Source organism: Curtobacterium poinsettiae (genome assembly GCF_047226435.1).
GTDB classification, from domain to species: Bacteria; Actinomycetota; Actinomycetes; order Actinomycetales; family Microbacteriaceae; genus Curtobacterium; species Curtobacterium poinsettiae.
Genome location: NZ_CP178434.1, coordinates 961,751 through 979,239, shown reverse-complemented (window position 1 = coordinate 979,239; position 17,489 = coordinate 961,751). Strand labels below are relative to the sequence as shown.

Sequence of the window (17,489 nt, the reverse complement as noted above, 5' to 3'; positions counted from 1 at the left end):
GCCAACCCCGCACCAGATCGCAGACCCCGCACCGTGCGCACCACCCACCGGCCGGGAGGCGCGTACCGGACCGGCACCGCGCCTCCAGTCCGCACCGTGCGCACCTGCGCACCCCGTGCGCGCTTCCCAGCCCCGTGCGCGCTTGCAACACCGCACCCCGCAGCCAACCCCGCACCGCATCGCAGACCCCGCACCGTGCGCACCACCCACCGGCCGGGAGGCGCGTGCCAGGCTGGCACCGCGCCTCCAGTCCGCACCGTGCGCACCTGCGCACCCCGTGCGCGCTTCCCAGCCCCGTGCGCGCTTGCAACACCGCACCCCGCAGCCAACCCCGCACCGCATCGCAGACCCCGCACCGTGCGCACCACCCACCGGCCGGGAGGCGCGTGCCAGGCTGGCACCGCGCCTCCAGTCCGCACCGTGCGCACCTGCGCACGCCGTGCTCGGTTAGCCGCCCGGTGCGCGCTTGCAGCACGGCACCCGGCAGCCAACCCCGCACCGCATCGCGGACCCCGCACCGTGCGCCGCGCGGCTCACCCCGCGGCGAGCGCCGCCGTCCACACCGCGTGCAGTTCGTCGGCGGCCCCGGGGTGCGCCACCAGGAACGGCTCCCCCACGGGCGGGAAGCCCTCGACGGGACCGGATCGCGTCAGCACGACGCCCCCGGCCTCGTGCACGAGCAGTACCGCGGCGCCGTGGTCGATGGGGTTGAACGCCGACACGCAGCCGCCGATCCCCCGCCCGGCCGCGACCTGCGCGATGGTCAGCGTCCCCGATCCCTGCACCCGGAGCGTGCACGACCGGTCGGCCAGCGCGTCGAGGAACGCCCCGAAGCCCGCCCACGGTCGGTGCCCGTCGAGCTCGGTGCCGACGACGGCGCCGGCGAGCGGCCGGGGTGCGTCGTCGAGCCGGAGCTGCCGGTCGCGCAGGGTGGCACCGCGCCCGCGTCGCGCCTCGAGCACCTCACCGCGCCAGGGGTCCGCGACGACGCCGACGAGTGGGCGTCCGCCACGGGTCAGGCAGAGTGACATCGAAGTCCAGGGCACACCGTTCGCCAGGTTCGTGGTGCCGTCGACGGGGTCGAGGAACCAGCGGTGCCGGTCGCCGGGGGCCTCGCCGTACTCCTCGCCGGTGAACCCGTGCGTCGGGAACACCATCCGCACGCGGGAGCGGACGTGCTGCTCCACCAGGCGGTCGACGTCGGTGACCAGGTCGGCGGGGTTGGCCTTCGTGTGGACCTCGCTGACGGGGTGTTCCCGCGTGTAGGCGATGACCTCGTGGGCGATGCGGTGGGCCAAGGCCTGGGCGCGCGAGGCGACCTCGGTCTCGGTGGCCTCGCGGTCACGCTCGGGCCAGCCGTCGCGTTCCGCCGCCGACAACGCGGCGCCGATGGCCCCGACGTCGTTCGTGGTGATCGAGTCGACGCCGAGCCGGGCCGCCCAGATCGCGGGTTCGACGTCGTCGATGGTCCAGACCGCGACGCGCAGGCCCAGGGCGTGCGCGACCTCGACGGTGTGCGGGGTGAGGAAGGCGACGTCGAGGTTGAGCGTCGACGGGTGGAGCGCGTCGAGGTCCGTGGGGACGGGCGGGTCGAGCGACTCCCACGCCAGCCAGACGTCGGCGTCGGGCAGCACCGAGCGGACGGCTGCCATCGCCGCGGGCGCCCCGCACCAGGCCACCGCGGTGGAACCGGTGAAGCCCGCGACGGTGCGGGCGGCGACCAGGGCGTCCTCGGCGTCGGTCAGGTCGACGAGCAGGGTCGACCGGCAGCCGTCGAGGCGTTCGAGCGCACCGTCGAGCCGCGGGATCCGGTCGAGGCCGTTGCCGAGCCGCGCGACGTCGCACCAGTCGACGTCGGCCACGCGGCGGGCGTCGCCCCACATCCGGCCGAGGGTCTCGTCGTGCAGCAGGACGGCGACGCCGTCGGCGGTGCGACGGACGTCGACCTCGATCACCTCGGCGCCGAGCGCCTCGGCGACCGCGAGGGCGGGCAGCGTGTTCTCGCGCCGGACGCGCGGCGCACCACGGTGAGCGACGAGGCGTGGCGGACGCACGCCGGGCCTGGCGTCCAGGCTGGTCGAGACCACACGGTCGACCGCAGCGACAGACGCAGACGCAGACGCAACCGAGGCTGACACAGCCGACGCAGACGACACGGCCGCAACCGGCGTCGGGACCCCCGCGCTCATCGTGCGACCTCGAGCAGCACGCCGTCGCGGTGCACGAGCACTTCGCCCAGGCGCACCCCGGTCTCGGTGCCGACCGCCGGCGGTGGCCCGGTGACGTAGGCGCGGAGCTCCGCGCCGTCGGTGCTGAGCACGACCTCGGCGAAGTGGCCGCGCATGAGCACCCGTGCGACGGTCGCACGGATCGGCGAGTCGTCCGTGAGCACGACCTGCTCCGGGCGGACCAGCACCGTGTCGGCCGCGGTCGGGCTGACGGACGTGCCGGCGAGGAACCGGCCGGTGACGACGCTCGTCGAACCGATGAACGACGCGACGAACCCGGTGGCGGGGCGGGCGTAGAGCTCGGTCGGTGTGGCGATCTGCTCGATCCGGCCGTCGTGCATGACGGCGATCCGGTCGGAGATGCTGAGCGCTTCGTCCTGGTCGTGCGTCACGATCACGGTCGTGATGCCGAGGCGCTGCTGGATGCGCCGGATCTCGTCGCGGACACTCACGCGGAGCTTCGCGTCGAGGTTCGACAGCGGCTCGTCGAGGAGCAGCACGTCCGGCTCCTGCACGATCGCACGGGCGAGGGCGACGCGCTGCTGCTCACCGCCCGAGATCGCGGTCGGCTTCGAGCCGGCGTGGTGGCTCAGCCCGACGAGCTCGAGCGCGTCGCGCACCCGCTCGGCGACCCGCTGCTTCGGCACCCGTCGGGTCCGCAGCGGGAACGCGACGTTCTGCGTCACCGTCATGTGCGGCCACAGCGCGTAGTTCTGGAACACCATCGCGCTCGGTCGGCGCTCCGGACCGAGCGACGTGACGTCGCGGTCCCCCATCGTCACGACGCCGCCGTCGGCGGGCAGGAACCCCGCCACCATGCGGAGCGTCGTGGTCTTGCCGCAGCCCGACGGCCCGAGGAGCGAGACGAGCTCGCCCTTCGCGACGTCGAGGTCGATGCCCGCGACGACGTCGCGTCCGCCGAGCGTCTTGCGCAGTCCCCGGATGGTGAGTCCGCCGGTCCGGTCCGTCGTGCTGCCGTCGGCCTGGAGGCCCGGTGTGCGTTCCGCGACGAGCGCCTTGTCCGTCATCTGGTCGCCTTTCGTGCTGGTGGTGGTCATCGGATCTGGAAGCCGTCCGCCAGACGGCCGCCCATGATGTGCTTCCGGGCGAGCAGCAGCAGGACCACGGACGGGATGCTCAGCGCGATCGCGAACACCGCCGAGACCTGACGCGGGGAGTTGAGGACGAGCGAGTACATCGCCGTCGGCATCGTCATGTACGTCGGGGCGCCGACCAGGTACGTGCCCTGTGCCTCGTCGAAGGACGCCAGGAACGACATCACCATCGCGACGAGGATCCCCGGCCAGGCGATCGGGAACGTCACCTTCCAGAAGGTGCGCCAGCGGCTGGCCCCGGCGTCGCGGGCGGCTTCCTCGAGGGACCGTGGCACGGCCGAGAACGCCGCGGCGGGCAGCCACGTCATGAAGACGACGCAGCCCAGGACGTGCACGATCAGGATCCCGGTCACCGTGTTCATGAGGTTCAGCGCGGTGAACATCGCCGACATCGTGACGAAGAGGCCCATCTTCGGGAACGCGTTCGTGGCAAACAGTCCGACGAGCACGAGCCGCCGCCCGGGGAACTCGATGCGGCTGATCGCCCAGGCGGCGGGCAGGCACACGACCGCGGCGATGAGGACCGTGAGCGGCGCGAGGACGAGCGAGTTCTGCACCGCGACGGCCAGGCTGCGGTCCTCGAACACGGTGCCCCACCACTGCAGGGTCCAGCCGTCGGGCAGCAGGTTCGGGTAGGTCCACGTCGTGGCGAAGGCACGGGCGGCCAGCCAGACGAGCGGACCGAGGATGAACACCGCCAGCACGATCGCGGTCGCCCAGACGAGGGCGTTGCCGGTCAGACGCTTGATCACTGCTGCTCCTGACGCTTCTTGTCGAGCTCGCCCGCGTTCGAGCGGACCGTCGAGCGGAGGTAGAAGACGCTCGCGGCCGCGGCGAACGCGAACACGATGAACGCCATCGCCGTCGACTGCTGCGGACGGTTGTAGGCCTGGAAGTACTTCGAGATGTCGACGCCGAGCATCGTCGGGGCGTTCGGGCCGGTGAAGTACGGCACGGTGAACGACCCGAGGACCCCGATGACGGTGAACGTCGTCGCGATGACGAGCGGGGTCGCGGCCATCGGCAGGAGCACCTGCCAGACGACGCGCCAGGTGCTCGCCCCGGCGTCCTTCGCGGCCTCGACCAGGGCATCCGGGGTGCCCTGGAGCGCCCCGGCGATCATCAGCACCGCGAACGGCAGGCTGGTCCAGACGCTGCCGAACACCACGGCGACGAGGGTGTAGCCCCACACCGGGACGTCGAGGCCGAACTGCGCCCCGAGGCTGCGGAGGAAGCCCTGCGCGTCGGTGAAGGTCAGGATCGACCAGCTCGCGATGACCACCGGCACGAAGATCGGCACCACGGCCAGGACGCTGAGGGTCTTGCCGAGGAAGCCTCCGCGGAGCCGCAGGATCACCGCGACGACGACCGCCAGCCCCACGGTCAGGCCGGTCGACAGCGCCGTGACCCCGAGCGTCGCGACCAGGTCACGCAGGAACGTGGGGTTGCCGAGCAGGGTGGTGTAGACCGCGAACGAGAAGCCGCGCACGGTGTCGCCGCCGATGTCGGCGAGCGCCTGGTTCAGGCCGCCGGTGAACCCGAGGCTGAACAGGGCGGCGTTCACCACCGGGACGCCGACGAACAGGATGACGACGAGCACCGGGGCGGCGACGAGGGCGAGGCCCTGCCACCGCCGGCGGCGGGCCAGCCGTTCCTGCGTCGTGCGCCCGCCGGCGGGGTGCGCCGGGCCCTGGGCGTGGGGCGGGACGGGCGGGAGGCCAGTGGCGGAGTCGCCACGGGCCTCCCGGCCGGTTGCTGGGCCGTCCTGGACGGTCTGGGTCACTGCGGGACCTTCGCGTCCCACGCCGCGTTCATGTCAGCGGCGAAGTCGCTCTGGAACCCGAGGCGGAGCTGCGAGGGGTTCGCGTCGGTGAACTGCTCGGCGACCGACTTCGGCAGGCTGTCGAGCGGGATCACCGGGTAGCCGGAGACGGCGCTCGCGACGAGCTGCTGCCCCTTCGCGCTGAGCACGAAGTCGGCGAGCTTCTCGGCTGCCGCCTTCTTCTCCTTGGGCTCGGTCTTCGGGATGCCGAGGAAGCTCGCGCTGCCGGTGAACGACGGGTCGTCGATCTGCACGGCCTTGGTGGTCTTCGGGATGATGCCGGTCTTCTGCGAGGTGATGAACTGGTCGCTCCAGACCGGGGCCATCGCGATCTGACCGCTGCCGAGCAGCTGCACGACCTGGTCGTTGCCGTTCGGGTAGACGCCCTTCTGGTACGTCGACGGGCCGAGGTCCTTCAGGGCCGCGAAGCCCTTGTCCCACTTCGACTCGAGCGACTTGTCGTACTTCGTCTGCATCGTCTCCTGCTCGGCGGGCGTCAGGTACTTCGCGAGCACCGTGGCCACGAACGAGCCACCCGAACCGCCGGACGACGGGGAGTTGTAGGCGAACTCGCCCGGGTTGGCCTTGATCCAGGCGAGCAGGTCGTCGAGGGTCTTCGGCGGGTCCGTGACCTTCTTCGCGTCGTACGCCAGCAGCACGCTCGAGGCGCGGTACGGGATGGCGCTGTCGCCGCCCTGCTGCTTCGTGGCGTCGGGGACGTCCTTGAGGTTCGGGATGGTGCTGTCGCTGACCGTGCTGAGCAGCCCGGCCTTGCCGGCGGTGGTGACGAAGCCGGCGTCGACGAGGTCGTACGCGACGGACTTGCCGGCCTTGACCGCGGTCGCGAGGTTCGCCTGCGTCTGGGCGTCGTGCTCGCCGTGCAGGTCGATGCTCGTGCTGACCTTGATCTTCGGGTTCGCCTTCTCGAAGGCGGGGATGAGCGACTTGTCCCAGAGGTCCTGGACGTTGGTGTCGCCGCTGATGAACACGGTGAGGCTGGTGGTGCCGTTGCCGTCGGCAGCGTTCGAGGCGTTGGCGCTCTGGACGCAGCCGGAGAGTGCGACGGTCGCGGCTGCCGCGATGGCGAGGCCGGCGAGGGCTCGGGTCTTCACGTGGGTACTCCCTGTTCCGTGGGTGATGCGGTGGGGGTCGTGCGGGGTGGGGGTGGTGCGGGGTGCGTGCGGTGGTGCGGGGTGCTGGTCGGGCGGGCCGTGTGGGAACGTTCCCGCGCCGGGGTCGAGTGTGGCGCTGCCGGGTGAACTCCGGGTGCCTCCGGCGTCGCCGCCGGGTGAACTCCGGGTGCGGGGCGCGGGTGGTGGGCGAGGGCGGGCGGTGGGCGCGGGCGGCGGGCGGGGTGAGGGCGCACGGTGCGAGTTCCGACGCCCCGTGCGGGGTTGACGGCTTCGTGCCCGGCTACAACCCGGCACGGAGCGGGCTGCTCGCCCCCGACCGGCGAACGATGCACGGTGCGCGGCCCCGTTCGCTGCCGACGACCCCGCACCGAGCGGCCAGGTCCGCGGTGGGCGACGAACCGCGCACCGTGCGCACCGGCAAGATGCCGAATAATCTCGCACGGTGCGTGACTGATGGCCCTCAGCGCGACATGCGGACTCCGGCCTTGCGGAGCTTCGCGCGGAGGACCCACTCGTTGCGCAGGTCCGACCAGGTGAGCCGCACCACGGTTCGCACCTCGGGGAACGCGCGGAGCCGGTCTTCCCGGATCTTCTCGTCGAACAGCGCTTCCTCCGGTGTCCGTCCCCGCAGGTACGCACTGCTCCGGTACTTCACGGCTCCGTCGAACTCGACCACGACCCCGGCATCCGGGAACCAGAAGTCCACCACGATGTCCGGCTCGCCGATTGCCCGGAAGCGGTGCTGGAGGACCGGCGGTGGTGTCCCGAACTGGTCGAACCGCGCTCGTGCGTACGACTCCCCCGGTGAGTCCGATGCGGCATCGGCGAACCCGATCGCCCGGAGTGCCCGACGTCGTCCCTTCTGCCCGCGCCGCTCGATCGCCGATAGGACGTCCTCGCGCTCGACCTCGCGACGCAGGAGCGCATCGAGGGACACGACTGCGTCGGTGAACGGCAGTGTGAGTGCGAGGTCGGTCGCCAGCCGATCGAGTCCGCACAACAGCAGCCCGTCGGGCGTGGCGACCGGACGCTCGTTCCGTTCGGCGTCGAGGTCGGCGTGCACCACGAAGGTCGCGTTGGTGGTGCGCCGGTCGGCACCGCGTGAGGTCACGTGGATCCGGGTCGGTGGCGGGGTGAGCAGGGGTACACCGAACACGACGGCGGCGGAGACGTGTGAGATCAGGTCTCCTGGCCGGATCCGGTCGGCGAACGAGCGCAGCCGGAGGTGGTGCTGTTCAGTGGGGCGGAGTGCGGCCCATCCCGAAGACTCCGCATAGAGTCCGCGTGCTACCCGTGTGAGCTCCCTCGCAGCGGCCCGACGTCTGATGACATCGGACTCGTCGGGGCGCTGGGCTGAGGTTCGGAACGTGAGGACTTCGGGGACCGGTGCGAGCTTGAGGTTCATCGACATACTCGTGATGCTCCGGATCCTCCGCCTTCGGAGCAGCACCGCGTGGGCTTGCTGTGGAGGAGCAGCCGCGCCGAGCACCTTGTGGAGGAATGAGCGAGCAGCCCGAGGCCTGCGAGAATGAGCGGGTGAACGCACGCATCTGGGGTTGGCTCGCAGCCGTCATCGACGTCGTCCTCATCGTCGTCTTCGCGCTCATCGGGCGCTCGTCCCATGGTGAGGCGAACACGGCGCTGGCGCTGTGGACGACCGCCTACCCGTTCCTGGCCGGTTGGGCGATCGGGTACGTGGCGAGCGGAGCCTGGGCACGACCACTGCGTTTGTGGCCGACCGGCGTCGTGGTCTGGGTGCTGACGGTCTTCGTCGGTCTGGCGATCCGTGTCGTCACCGGCCAGGGCGACGTCGACGGCAACCCGCTGCCGATCTCGTTCGTCATCGTCGCCACGATCGTGCTGGGGGTGTTCCTGCTCGGTTGGCGGGCGATCGTCCGCGGTGTGCTCCGGTTCGCCGCGTCGCGGTCGCGGCAGGATGCTGCAGCGACCGACGCGTGAACGGCAGCCGCGGTTCCCAGCCGACCATCCTCGACGTCGCCGCACGTGCGGGTGTCTCGAAGTCGGCGGTGAGCCGGGTCCTCTCCGGAACAGGTCGGTTCTCCGACGAGACGCGTGAGCGAGTCGAACGCGCCGCGACCGAGCTCGGGTACGTCGCGAACGCGATGGCCCGCGGGCTGGTCAGCGGGCGCACGAACACGATCGGGATGCTCGTCCGTGACGCCTCGTCGATGGTCTACACCGCACTGCACGCCGTGATGGAGCGCCGCGCATCGGAGCTCGGCTACCGCGTCGTCACCACGACGGGCGTCGGCCGGGTCGAGGACGAGAAGTCCGCCCTCGCCGCCCTCGTGTCGATGCGCGTCGACGGCCTGGTCGTGTGCAGCGGCCTGATGCCGTCCGCCGACATCGCCGAGTTCGCACCCCGCATCGCCACCGTCGTCGCCGGTCGGCCCGAGCTGCATCCGGCGCTCTCGAGCGTCTACTGCGACGAGGTCGACGGTGGGGCTTCCATCGCGGACGCCGTCGCCGATGCCGGCCACACCACGGCAGTGGTGTTCACGGTCCCGCTCGACGACGCCATCACGCAGCACGCGCGATCGTCGGCGATGGTCGAGCGGCTCCGAGCACGTGGCGTCCGGGTGATCGACATCGACGCGAGCTTCGTGCGGCCACCCGACGACCTCGCCGCCGACCTGGTGGACGCCGTGCAGGAATCTGGCGTGACCGCGGTGATGTGTCCGACCGACCGGCTCATGCTCGACGTGTGCGAGGCGCTCGCCCGCCGCGGTGTCGAGGTCCCGCGCGACCTCTCCGTCACCGGGTTCGACGGCGTCTACCCGCTGGCGAGCGACTGGATCGGCTTCACGACACTCGAGCAACCGATCGAGCGCATCGGCCGCGAGGCCATCGACCTGGTCATCGGCCGCATCGACGACCCCACGCGCCCGGTCGAGCACCGGTCACTGCGCGGCACCGTGATCCCCGGCCGCACCCTGCTCCCCCGCTGACGCCGGCCCGCTGACCTCGCACGGTGCGCGTCGACTCACCCCGTGCAGGCTCCGGGCACCGCGCACGGTGCGAGGTCGCGCAAACCGCGCACGATTCGTGATGCGGTGCGAGGTTCGAGCAGCACGCACGGTGCGAGGTTCGTCAAGCGGTGCCACCGTGGTGGCTCGGTGCGGCGCTACAAGCGCGCACCGAGCGGTCAACCTCGCACGGGCCGACACAGACAGCACCGTGCGGCTTCCGCCCACGGCCACGCCCGCAGCCGCCCGCCCCCGCCTAGAACAAGCCCGAGCGCGGCCCGTCCTCCGGACCGTCGAACCCGCGGAACATGTCGGACACCAGCGCCTCGATCTGCGGCTCGACCAGGCGTTCGACGGCCTCGGCGATCCGCGGGCGGTGGTCGATGAGCGCCAGGCACACCGCGGTACCGGTCGACCGAGCGCACTCGTCGGACAGCGCGATCTCGTGCCGGAGCGCGGCCTTCGCCTCGTCGGACAACGGCTCGCGCGGCGTCTGCTCCCCCGCGCCGGTGCCGGCCAGCTCGCCGAGCGTGAACAGGAACGGCGACCCCGGCGACGGCTCGGGGTCCACGTCGAGGCCCTGGAACTCAGGCGACAACCCCTCGGCCGGCTGGTACCCCGCGTGCCGCTTCCGGGCCGCCGCGCGCTCGAGCTCACGCTGCAGCAACGGCAGGTTCTTCGCCGTGTAGTCGTCGACGGCGTCCTCGACGATGGTCGAGATCCGCCCGATCAGCGCGTGCTGGACGGCGTGCGGCACGTCGGGTCCGAACCCCGCGGCCGCGGCGATCGGGGATCCGGTGCACTTCCGGCAGATGCGCGTGCGCGGGCGGGCGGTCCCGATCTGCCAGCGCGGCAGCCAGCGCAGCCACAGGTCGACCGCGCCCCGCACGCGCCCGTCGATGCCGTCCATCCCCCAACAGTAGGCCTGGAGGCGCGGATCACCCCCGGCGCACCGCGCCGGTCGGGCAATCCGCCGGTCCTCAGGCCTGTGGTTCCGTCACGAAGTCGATCAGCTCCTCGACGCGGCCGAGCAGCTCCGGCTCGAGGTCGGCGAAGGTGCGCACCTGCCCGAGGATCCGCTGCCACGCCCGAGCGATGTCGGCCTGCTCGGCGTGCGGCCACCCGAGCGCCTGGCAGATGCCCGCCTTCCACTCGATCGAGCGCGGGATCGTCGGCCACGCCCGCAGCCCGACCCGCGCCGGCTTGACCGACTGCCAGACGTCGACGAACGGGTGCCCGACGACGAGCACGTGCGCGCCCCACTTGCCGCGCATCACGGCGTCGGCGAAGCGGGACTCCTTCGACCCGGGCACCAGGTGGTCGACGAGCACCCCGACCCGCCGCTCCCGCGTCGGCTGGAACTCGTCGAGCACCGCGGCCAGGTTGTCGACGCCGGAGAGTTCCTCGACCACGACGCCCTCGACGCGCAGGTCGGCGCCCCAGACCTTCTCGACGAGTTCGGCGTCGTGCTTGCCCTCGACCATGATGCGGCTGGGGAGCGCCACCCGAGCACGCTGCGACTCCACGGCGAACGATCCGGACGCGGTGCGGAGGCGACCACCGTCGGACGCCTGCCGCACGGCGGGCGCGGCCCCGGGCCTCCAGTCCGCGTGCACGGCACCGACGGAACCAGCAGCACCAGCCCGGCCAGCGGCACCCCCGGCAGAACGACCGACCGGCGCCGACGGCCGCCCCAGCGTCACCAACTCACCCTCGAGCAGGAACTGCCCGGTGAAGGGGAAGGAGCGCGTGCGGCCCTTCCAGTCCTCGAGCGCGATGTTGCCCGCCTCGAGCCCCACCACGGCACCGGCCCACCCGGAGTCCGGGTCCTCGAGCACCATGTCCCGTTCGAGCGGCACCTGCCGCACCTTCTTCACCCCGCGCGAGCGCCAGTCCCCCGAGAGCACATCGCCGCCGTACCGGTCGTCGTCCACCCGCACGAGGGTACTGTCGACGACGGCCCGGACGACGTCGACCGCGCCGGTTCCCCACCATCTCGACGGAAGGCCCGCCCGTGCGCGCAGCGATCATCCACGCCCCGAACGACATCCGCGTCGAGGAGCGCGACCGTCCCGGACTCCTGTCCGGCAAGGACGTCGTCGTCAAGGTCCTCGCGGCCTGTGTCTGCGGGTCGGACCTCTGGCCCTACCGCGGCGTCACCGAGACGAAGCAGCCCCGGCCGATCGGGCACGAGCTCGTCGGCGAGGTCGTCGCCGTCGGTGACGACGTCACGGGCCTGCACGAGGGCGACTTCGTCATCTCCCCCTTCACCATGAACGACGGCACGTGCCAGGCCTGCCGCAACGGCATGACCACCGGCTGCGACCACCTGTCCGGCTTCGGCAGCACGGACGCCCACGGCGACCCCGTCGGTGGCGCACAGGCCGAGTACGTGCGGATCCCGGACGCCGACGCCACGCTCGTCGCGGTCCCCGGCCCGGTCGACCCCGCCCTGGTGCCGTCGCTGCTCACCCTGTCCGACGTCTTCTCGACCGGCCACCACGCCGCCGTGTCGGCAGCGGTCGGCCCCGGCAAGACCGTCGTCGTGGTCGGCGACGGCGCGGTCGGCCTGTCCGCCGTCCTCGCGTCGAAGCGGCTCGGTGCGGAGCGCATCATCGCAATGAGCCGGCACGCCGACCGTCAGGCGCTCGCCCGCGAGTTCGGTGCCACCGACATCGTGGCGGAACGCGGCGACGAGGGCGTCGCGGCGGTCCGCGCGCTGCTCGGCGGCGACCTGGCGGACTGCGGGGTCGAGGCCGTCGGCACCGAGGAGAGCATGGACCAGGCGCTGCACTCGGTCCGGCCCGGCGGCAACGTCGGCTTCGTCGGGGTCCCGCACGGGGTGCCGACGATCGGCACGCGCTACCTCTTCGACACGAACATCGCGATCGCGGGCGGCATGGCCCCGGCCCGGAAGTACATCCCGGAGCTGCTGCCGGACGTGCTCTCCGGCGCGATCGACCCCGGTCGCGTCTTCGACCTGGAGCTGCCGCTCGACGAGGCCGCCGAGGCCTACCGCGCGATGGACGAGCGCCGGGCCATCAAGGTGCTGCTGCGCCCGTAGCGGCGTGCGTCGTGGACGCACCGGCAGACGGACGGGAGGCCCGTGGCGGCGTCGCCACGGGCCTCCCGTCCGTCGTCTGGTCGCGTCCCGACCACCGGACGCCGCCCGGTCACGCGTCGCGGATCGCCAGCACCCGGTGCGGCGCAGCCGCCTCGGCCCGCCACCCACCGGGGAGCACATCGCGGAGTTCGGGCACCGTGAAGCTCCGTCGGATGGACCGCAGGCCGTCGACCCGGACGAAGGTCCCCGTCGCGACGAGCGGTGACGCCAGCGCGTACGCGCGGTAGGCGGCCGACGACCGTCGGATGTCGGAGTGCAGGCTGCGTCCGCTCGCGAGCAGCTCGGAATCGGCCAGGAACCCCCGCCGTTCCTCGTCGCCCAGGTGGTGCAGCACGTGGTTCGAGACGACGACGTCGAACCGCTCGCCCGCAGCGACCAGGTCGCCGCTCGACTGCTGCCGGAACGTCACCCCGGCCGGTGAGGACCGCCGTGCGGCGGCGATGGCGCGTTCGTCGGGGTCGACACCGACGACCTCGAGGTCGAAGCCGTCACTCGCCGCCCACCGCACCAGCGACCGGGCCAGGTCGCCGCCGCCGCACCCCAGGTCGAGCACGCGGCCACGCCCCTGTGCGGGCAGCGCGGGCACGACGTGCGAGCGCCAGGCCGCGCGCCAGCCGCTGACGAGCGCGTTCACGACGGCGAAGCGCCGGAAGGTGCGGGCGAGCGCGCGCGGATCGCAGTCCGGGTCGTCCATCAGCTCGGTCAGGTCGAGCGCGCGGGTGCGCAGGTCGACGGCCGGGAGGCCCGTGGTGCCGCCGTCCGGACGGCTCACGCCGCGCCCGTGGTCGCGACGGGCACGCGCAGCGGCTCTCCGGCGAGCGACGCCTCGGTCCGCACCGCGGTGAGCCGGGCGCTCTCCACCGTCAGGCCGGGACCGAAGGCCAGCGCGACGACCGCGCTGCCGTCAGCCATGCCGGCGTCGACGGCGTCACGGAGCACGAAGAGCACGGTGGCGCTCGACATGTTGCCGTGTTCCCGCAGCACCCGCCGGCTCGACTCCATCGCGCTGTCGGGCAGGCCGAGGGACTCCTGGGTGCGGTCGAGGATGGCGCGGCCGCCCGGGTGCACCGCCCACACCGGCACGTCCGACGCCGGCCCGCCGTCGAGCAGCGGTTGCACGGCGCTCGGGACGTGCAGGCCGACGAGCTTCGGCACGGCGGTGGACAGGACCATCTCGAACCCCTCGTCCCCGATGTTCCACGCCATCTCGGACGCCCCTTCGGGCACCACGGCCGTCGTGAAGTCGTCGAAGCGCAGGCCGGCTCCGTCCCGGGCGACGACCGCGGCTGCCGCACCATCGCCGAAGACGCTGTTCGCGACGATCTGGTCGGGGTCGTTCGAGGCGCGGACGTGCAGGGTGCAGAGTTCACCGCACACCACGAGCACGACGGCGTCCGGGTCCTGGTCGACGAACGCGGCGGCGATCCGGAGCGCGGGGAACGCGGCGCAGCACCCCATGAAGCCGATGTGGTGCCGGAAGACCCCGGCGGGGAGTCCGAGCTGCTCGACGACGTCGATGTCGGGCCCGGGCTGCGTGAACCCGGTGCACGACACGGTCACCAGGTGCGTGACGGAATCGGGCGCGATGCCGGCACGTTCGACGGCGTCACGGGCGGCGCCGACGAACAACGGCGGGGCGAGTTCGCGGTACCGGTCGTTGCGCGAACCGGTGGACGGCGAGCGCAGGGTGCCGTCGTCGTCACGGAAGGCACCGCCGGCACGTGCGGAGTCGAGTTCCTCGAGGACGGTGTGCCGCTGGTCGACCGCCGACCCGTCGAACGCGGCGGGGACCAGGCGCTGGCCGAGCCGCCCGAGGTCGGGTTGGGCAGAGAAGAGGTCACGCACCCGGGGCTGGTCGAGGGTCGTCTCGGGGACGGCGGTTCCGATGGCGCGGATCGTTGCGGACACGGTTCATCCTGTCACCCGATCGCTGACGTGTCCCCAGGATGCACACGGCAACCGGGACGCACGGAGGGCACGGCACCGACCGGTACCGTGCCCTTGCGAGGTGGGACCGCCTACGACTGCTGCGCGCGCTCGAGCACGAGTTCACGCACGCGTGCGGCGTCGGCCTGGCCCTTCATGGCCTTCATGACGGCACCGATGATGGCTCCGGCCGCCTGGACCTTGCCGTCCTGGATCTTGGCCAGCACGTCGGGCTGCGCCGCGAGCGCTTCGTCGACCGCGGCGGTCAGGGCGGAGTCGTCCGAGACGACCTTGAGCCCCCGGGCCTCGACGACCTGGGCCGGCGAACCCTCGCCCGCGATGACGCCCTCGAGCACCTGGCGCGCCAGGCGGTCGGTCAGGTCACCGGACTCGACGAGCGCGATGACCTCGGCGACGTGCTTCGGCGACACCAGGTCACCGGGGGCGGCGTCCTGCGCGTTGGCGACGCGGCTGATCTCACCGGTCCACCACTTGCGGGCGGCCTGCGGTGCGGCGCCGGCGGCGACGGTGCCCTCGACCTCGTCGAGCAGCCCGCCGTTGACGACGTCCTGGAACTCCAGGTCGGCGAAGCCCCAGTCCGCCTTCAGACGACGGCGACGTGCGACGGGGGCCTCGGGCAGCGAGGCCCGGAGCTCCGCCACGACGGCCGGGTCGGGCACGACGGGCAGCAGGTCAGGCTCCGGGAAGTACCGGTAGTCGTCGGCGTCCGACTTCGGGCGACCGGCCGAGGTGCGACCGGTGTCCTCGTGCCAGTGGCGGGTCTCCTGCGTGATCGAGCCACCGGCGGCGAGGATCGCGGCCTGACGCTGGATCTCGTAGCGGATCGCACGCTCGACGGCGCGGAACGAGTTGACGTTCTTCGTCTCGGTGCGGGTGCCGAGCTTCTCCTGCCCGCGGGGACGCAGCGAGATGTTCGCGTCGCACCGCAGGTTGCCGCGCTCCATGCGCGCCTCGGAGACACCGAGCGCCCGGACGAGGTCGCGGATGACCTGCACGTACGCCGCACCGAGCTCGGGGGCGCGGTGCTCGGCACCGAAGATCGGCTTCGTGACGATCTCGACCAGCGGCACACCGGCACGGTTGTAGTCGACGAGCGAGTACTCGGCACCCTGGATGCGGCCGGTGGCGCCACCGACGTGGGTCAGCTTGCCGGCGTCCTCTTCCATGTGGGCGCGCTCGATCGGGATGTTGTAGATCGTGCCGTCGGCGAGCTCGACCTCGACCTCGCCCTCGTAGGCGATGGGCTCGTCGTACTGCGAGACCTGGTAGTTCTTCGGGTTGTCCGGGTAGAAGTAGTTCTTCCGGGCGAACCGCGAGGACTCGGCGATCGAGCAGCCGAGCGCGAGCCCGAGCTGGATCGAGTACCGCACGGCCTGCGCGTTCACGACCGGCAGCGATCCGGGCAGCCCGAGGTCGACCGGGGTGACGTTCGTGTTGGGTTCGCCGCCGAAGAAGTTCGGGGCGTCCGAGAACATCTTGGTCTTCGTCGCGAGTTCGACGTGGACCTCGAAGCCGAGCACCGGCTCGTAGCGCTCGAGCGCCTCGTCGAAGTCCATCAGCGCGTCCTTCTGCGCCATCAGATCACACCTTCCTGCGCAGCGGACTGCTGACTCTGGTCGAGGTCCGGGACGGACGCGATGAGCGGTGCGCCCCACTGCTGTTCGAGCAGACGCTCGAGCGCGGCACCGTAGCGGTACAGCCGGGCGTCCTCGCGCTGGGGCGCCATGAGCTGCACGCCGACGGGCAGGCCGTCCTCGGGCGCGAGACCGTTCGGGATGCTCATGCCGGGCACGCCGGCCAGGTTCGCCGGGATCGTCGTGAGGTCGTTGAGGTACATCGCCAGCGGGTCGTCGATGCGCTCACCGATCGGGAACGCGGTCGTCGGCGCGGACGGGCTGACGAGCAGGTCGACCTGCTCGAACGCGGCCTGGAAGTCGCGCTGCACGAGCGTGCGGACCTTCTGCGCCGAGCCGTAGTAGGCGTCGTAGTACCCGGCGCTCAGGGCGTAGGTGCCGAGGATGATGCGCCGCTTGACCTCGGGCCCGAAGCCGGCTTCACGCGTGGCGGCCATGACGTCCTCGACGGTGGCACCGTTCTCGGGCGTGACGCGGAGGCCGAAGCGCACCGAGTCGAACTTGGCGAGGTTCGACGACGCCTCGGCCGGGAGGATCAGGTAGTACGCGCTGATGGCGTACGCGAACGACGGCGCATCGATCTCGACGACGACCGCGCCGGCCGACTCGAGCAGCGCGACGGTCTCCTGGAAACGCTGCGTGACACCGGCCTGGAAGCCGTCACCACCGGCGAGTTCCTTGACCACGCCGACCCGCAGGCCGCGGAGCGTGTCCGCCTGCAGCCCTTCGCGTGCGGCGGCGGCCATCGAGGGCCAGGCGTCCGGGATGGACGTGGAGTCCTTCGGGTCGTGCCCGCCGATGACGTCGTGCAGGAGCGCGGCGTCGAGGACCGTGCGGGACACCGGACCGATCTGGTCGAGGCTGGACGCCAGGGCGATGGCGCCGTAGCGGCTCACCCCGCCGTAGGTCGGCTTCACACCGACCGTGCCCGTCACCGCACCCGGCTGGCGGATGGAGCCACCTGTGTCGGACCCGAGGGCCAGCGGTGCCTCGTGCGCCGCGACCGCAGCGGCCGAGCCACCACCGGACCCGCCGGGGATCCGGTCGAGGTCCCACGGGTTGCGGGTGGGCCCGTAGGCCGAGAACTCGGTGGTCGAGCCCATCGCGAACTCGTCCATGTTGGTCTTGCCGAGCGGCACGAGGCCGGCGGCGCGGAGCTTCGCGACAGGGGTCGCGTCGTACGGCGGCACCCAGCCTTCGAGGATCTTGGACCCCGAGGTCGTCGGCATGTCCTGCGTGCACAGGACGTCCTTGACGGCGATCGGCACACCCGCGAGCGGACCGAGGTCGTCGCCCGCGGCACGGCGCGAGTCGATCGACTTCGCGGCTGCCAGGGCGTTCTGGTTGACGTGCAGGAACGCGTGCACGTCGCCGTCGACGGCGGCGATCCGGTCGAGGTGGGCCTGGGTGGCCTCGACGCTCGAGACGTCGCGGGCCACCAGGGCGTCGGCGAGCGCCGCGGCGCTCAGCTTGGTGATGTCGTCGGTCACTGTTCTTCG

15 protein-coding genes are annotated in these 17,489 nt (G+C 72.2%); 3 read left to right on the top strand and 12 right to left on the bottom strand.

The features are described from left to right. Positions 1-533 precede the first annotated feature (533 nt). The 6 genes from ACL00U_RS04615 to ACL00U_RS04590 all read right to left on the bottom strand — a co-directional run bounded on the left by ACL00U_RS04615 (position 534) and on the right by ACL00U_RS04590 (position 7,703). Positions 534-2,087 carry an inositol monophosphatase family protein gene (locus ACL00U_RS04615; protein WP_159557629.1) on the bottom strand — a complete coding sequence of 518 codons (1,554 nt, stop codon included), beginning with the start codon at positions 2,085-2,087 and terminating at the stop codon, positions 534-536. Between the two features lie 98 nt (positions 2,088-2,185). Continuing rightward, complete coding sequence (locus ACL00U_RS04610) at positions 2,186-3,286, bottom strand: ABC transporter ATP-binding protein (RefSeq protein ID WP_017886991.1); 1,101 nt, start codon at positions 3,284-3,286, stop codon at positions 2,186-2,188. Further along, a complete protein-coding gene (locus ACL00U_RS04605; RefSeq protein WP_017886992.1) occupies positions 3,283-4,095 on the bottom strand; it encodes an ABC transporter permease in 813 nt (270 codons plus the stop codon). The genes ACL00U_RS04610 and ACL00U_RS04605 overlap by 4 nt, the downstream gene beginning before the upstream one ends. Further along, on the bottom strand, positions 4,092-5,126 hold the full coding sequence (locus ACL00U_RS04600; protein ID WP_017886993.1) for an ABC transporter permease: 1,035 nt from the start codon (positions 5,124-5,126) through the stop codon (positions 4,092-4,094). Before ACL00U_RS04600 ends, ACL00U_RS04605 begins: the two co-directional genes overlap by 4 nt. After that, positions 5,123-6,277 carry an extracellular solute-binding protein gene (locus ACL00U_RS04595; protein WP_056073040.1) on the bottom strand — a complete coding sequence of 385 codons (1,155 nt, stop codon included), beginning with the start codon at positions 6,275-6,277 and terminating at the stop codon, positions 5,123-5,125. Before ACL00U_RS04595 ends, ACL00U_RS04600 begins: the two co-directional genes overlap by 4 nt. Before the next feature lie 481 nt (positions 6,278-6,758). Further along, positions 6,759-7,703, bottom strand: a complete 945-nt coding sequence (locus tag ACL00U_RS04590; protein ID WP_412873870.1) for a hypothetical protein — start codon at positions 7,701-7,703, stop codon at positions 6,759-6,761. 131 nt (positions 7,704-7,834) lie between these two features. Here ACL00U_RS04590 and ACL00U_RS04585 point away from each other — a divergent pair, with 131 nt between their 5' ends. Both ACL00U_RS04585 and ACL00U_RS04580 read left to right on the top strand, forming a co-directional pair. Then, positions 7,835-8,257: a DUF3054 domain-containing protein gene (locus tag ACL00U_RS04585; RefSeq protein WP_259496479.1), complete on the top strand. Its 423-nt coding sequence runs from the start codon at positions 7,835-7,837 to the stop codon at positions 8,255-8,257. Beyond that, positions 8,254-9,267: a LacI family DNA-binding transcriptional regulator gene (locus ACL00U_RS04580; RefSeq protein ID WP_071251186.1), complete on the top strand. Its 1,014-nt coding sequence runs from the start codon at positions 8,254-8,256 to the stop codon at positions 9,265-9,267. Before ACL00U_RS04585 ends, ACL00U_RS04580 begins: the two co-directional genes overlap by 4 nt. Before the next feature lie 274 nt (positions 9,268-9,541). On the opposite strand, the gene ACL00U_RS04575 is transcribed toward ACL00U_RS04580, so the two are convergent. Together ACL00U_RS04575 and ACL00U_RS04570 are read right to left on the bottom strand one after the other, a co-directional pair. Continuing rightward, positions 9,542-10,195, bottom strand: coding sequence for a hypothetical protein (locus ACL00U_RS04575; RefSeq protein WP_017886998.1), 654 nt, complete (start codon positions 10,193-10,195; stop codon positions 9,542-9,544). Positions 10,196-10,265: 70 nt separating this feature from the next. Next, complete coding sequence (locus ACL00U_RS04570) at positions 10,266-11,219, bottom strand: DUF3097 domain-containing protein (RefSeq protein ID WP_017886999.1); 954 nt, start codon at positions 11,217-11,219, stop codon at positions 10,266-10,268. Between the two features lie 80 nt (positions 11,220-11,299). Between ACL00U_RS04570 and ACL00U_RS04565 the strand changes: the two genes are divergently transcribed. Further along, positions 11,300-12,349, top strand: coding sequence for a zinc-dependent alcohol dehydrogenase family protein (locus ACL00U_RS04565; protein WP_412873869.1), 1,050 nt, complete (start codon positions 11,300-11,302; stop codon positions 12,347-12,349). A 109-nt stretch (positions 12,350-12,458) separates the two neighbouring features. Here the strand turns inward: ACL00U_RS04565 and ACL00U_RS04560 are convergent, their stop codons facing one another. The 4 genes from ACL00U_RS04560 to gatA all read right to left on the bottom strand — a co-directional run bounded on the left by ACL00U_RS04560 (position 12,459) and on the right by gatA (position 17,480). After that, positions 12,459-13,181 carry a methyltransferase domain-containing protein gene (locus tag ACL00U_RS04560; RefSeq protein ID WP_017887001.1) on the bottom strand — a complete coding sequence of 241 codons (723 nt, stop codon included), beginning with the start codon at positions 13,179-13,181 and terminating at the stop codon, positions 12,459-12,461. Continuing rightward, on the bottom strand, positions 13,178-14,317 hold the full coding sequence (locus tag ACL00U_RS04555) for a type III polyketide synthase (protein WP_017887002.1): 1,140 nt from the start codon (positions 14,315-14,317) through the stop codon (positions 13,178-13,180). Before ACL00U_RS04555 ends, ACL00U_RS04560 begins: the two co-directional genes overlap by 4 nt. A 110-nt stretch (positions 14,318-14,427) precedes the next feature. Next, positions 14,428-15,933 carry an Asp-tRNA(Asn)/Glu-tRNA(Gln) amidotransferase subunit GatB gene (gene gatB, locus ACL00U_RS04550; protein ID WP_017887003.1) on the bottom strand — a complete coding sequence of 502 codons (1,506 nt, stop codon included), beginning with the start codon at positions 15,931-15,933 and terminating at the stop codon, positions 14,428-14,430. Continuing rightward, positions 15,933-17,480: an Asp-tRNA(Asn)/Glu-tRNA(Gln) amidotransferase subunit GatA gene (gene gatA, locus ACL00U_RS04545; RefSeq protein WP_017887004.1), complete on the bottom strand. Its 1,548-nt coding sequence runs from the start codon at positions 17,478-17,480 to the stop codon at positions 15,933-15,935. Before gatA ends, gatB begins: the two co-directional genes overlap by 1 nt. Between the last annotated feature and the right edge of the window lie 9 nt (positions 17,481-17,489).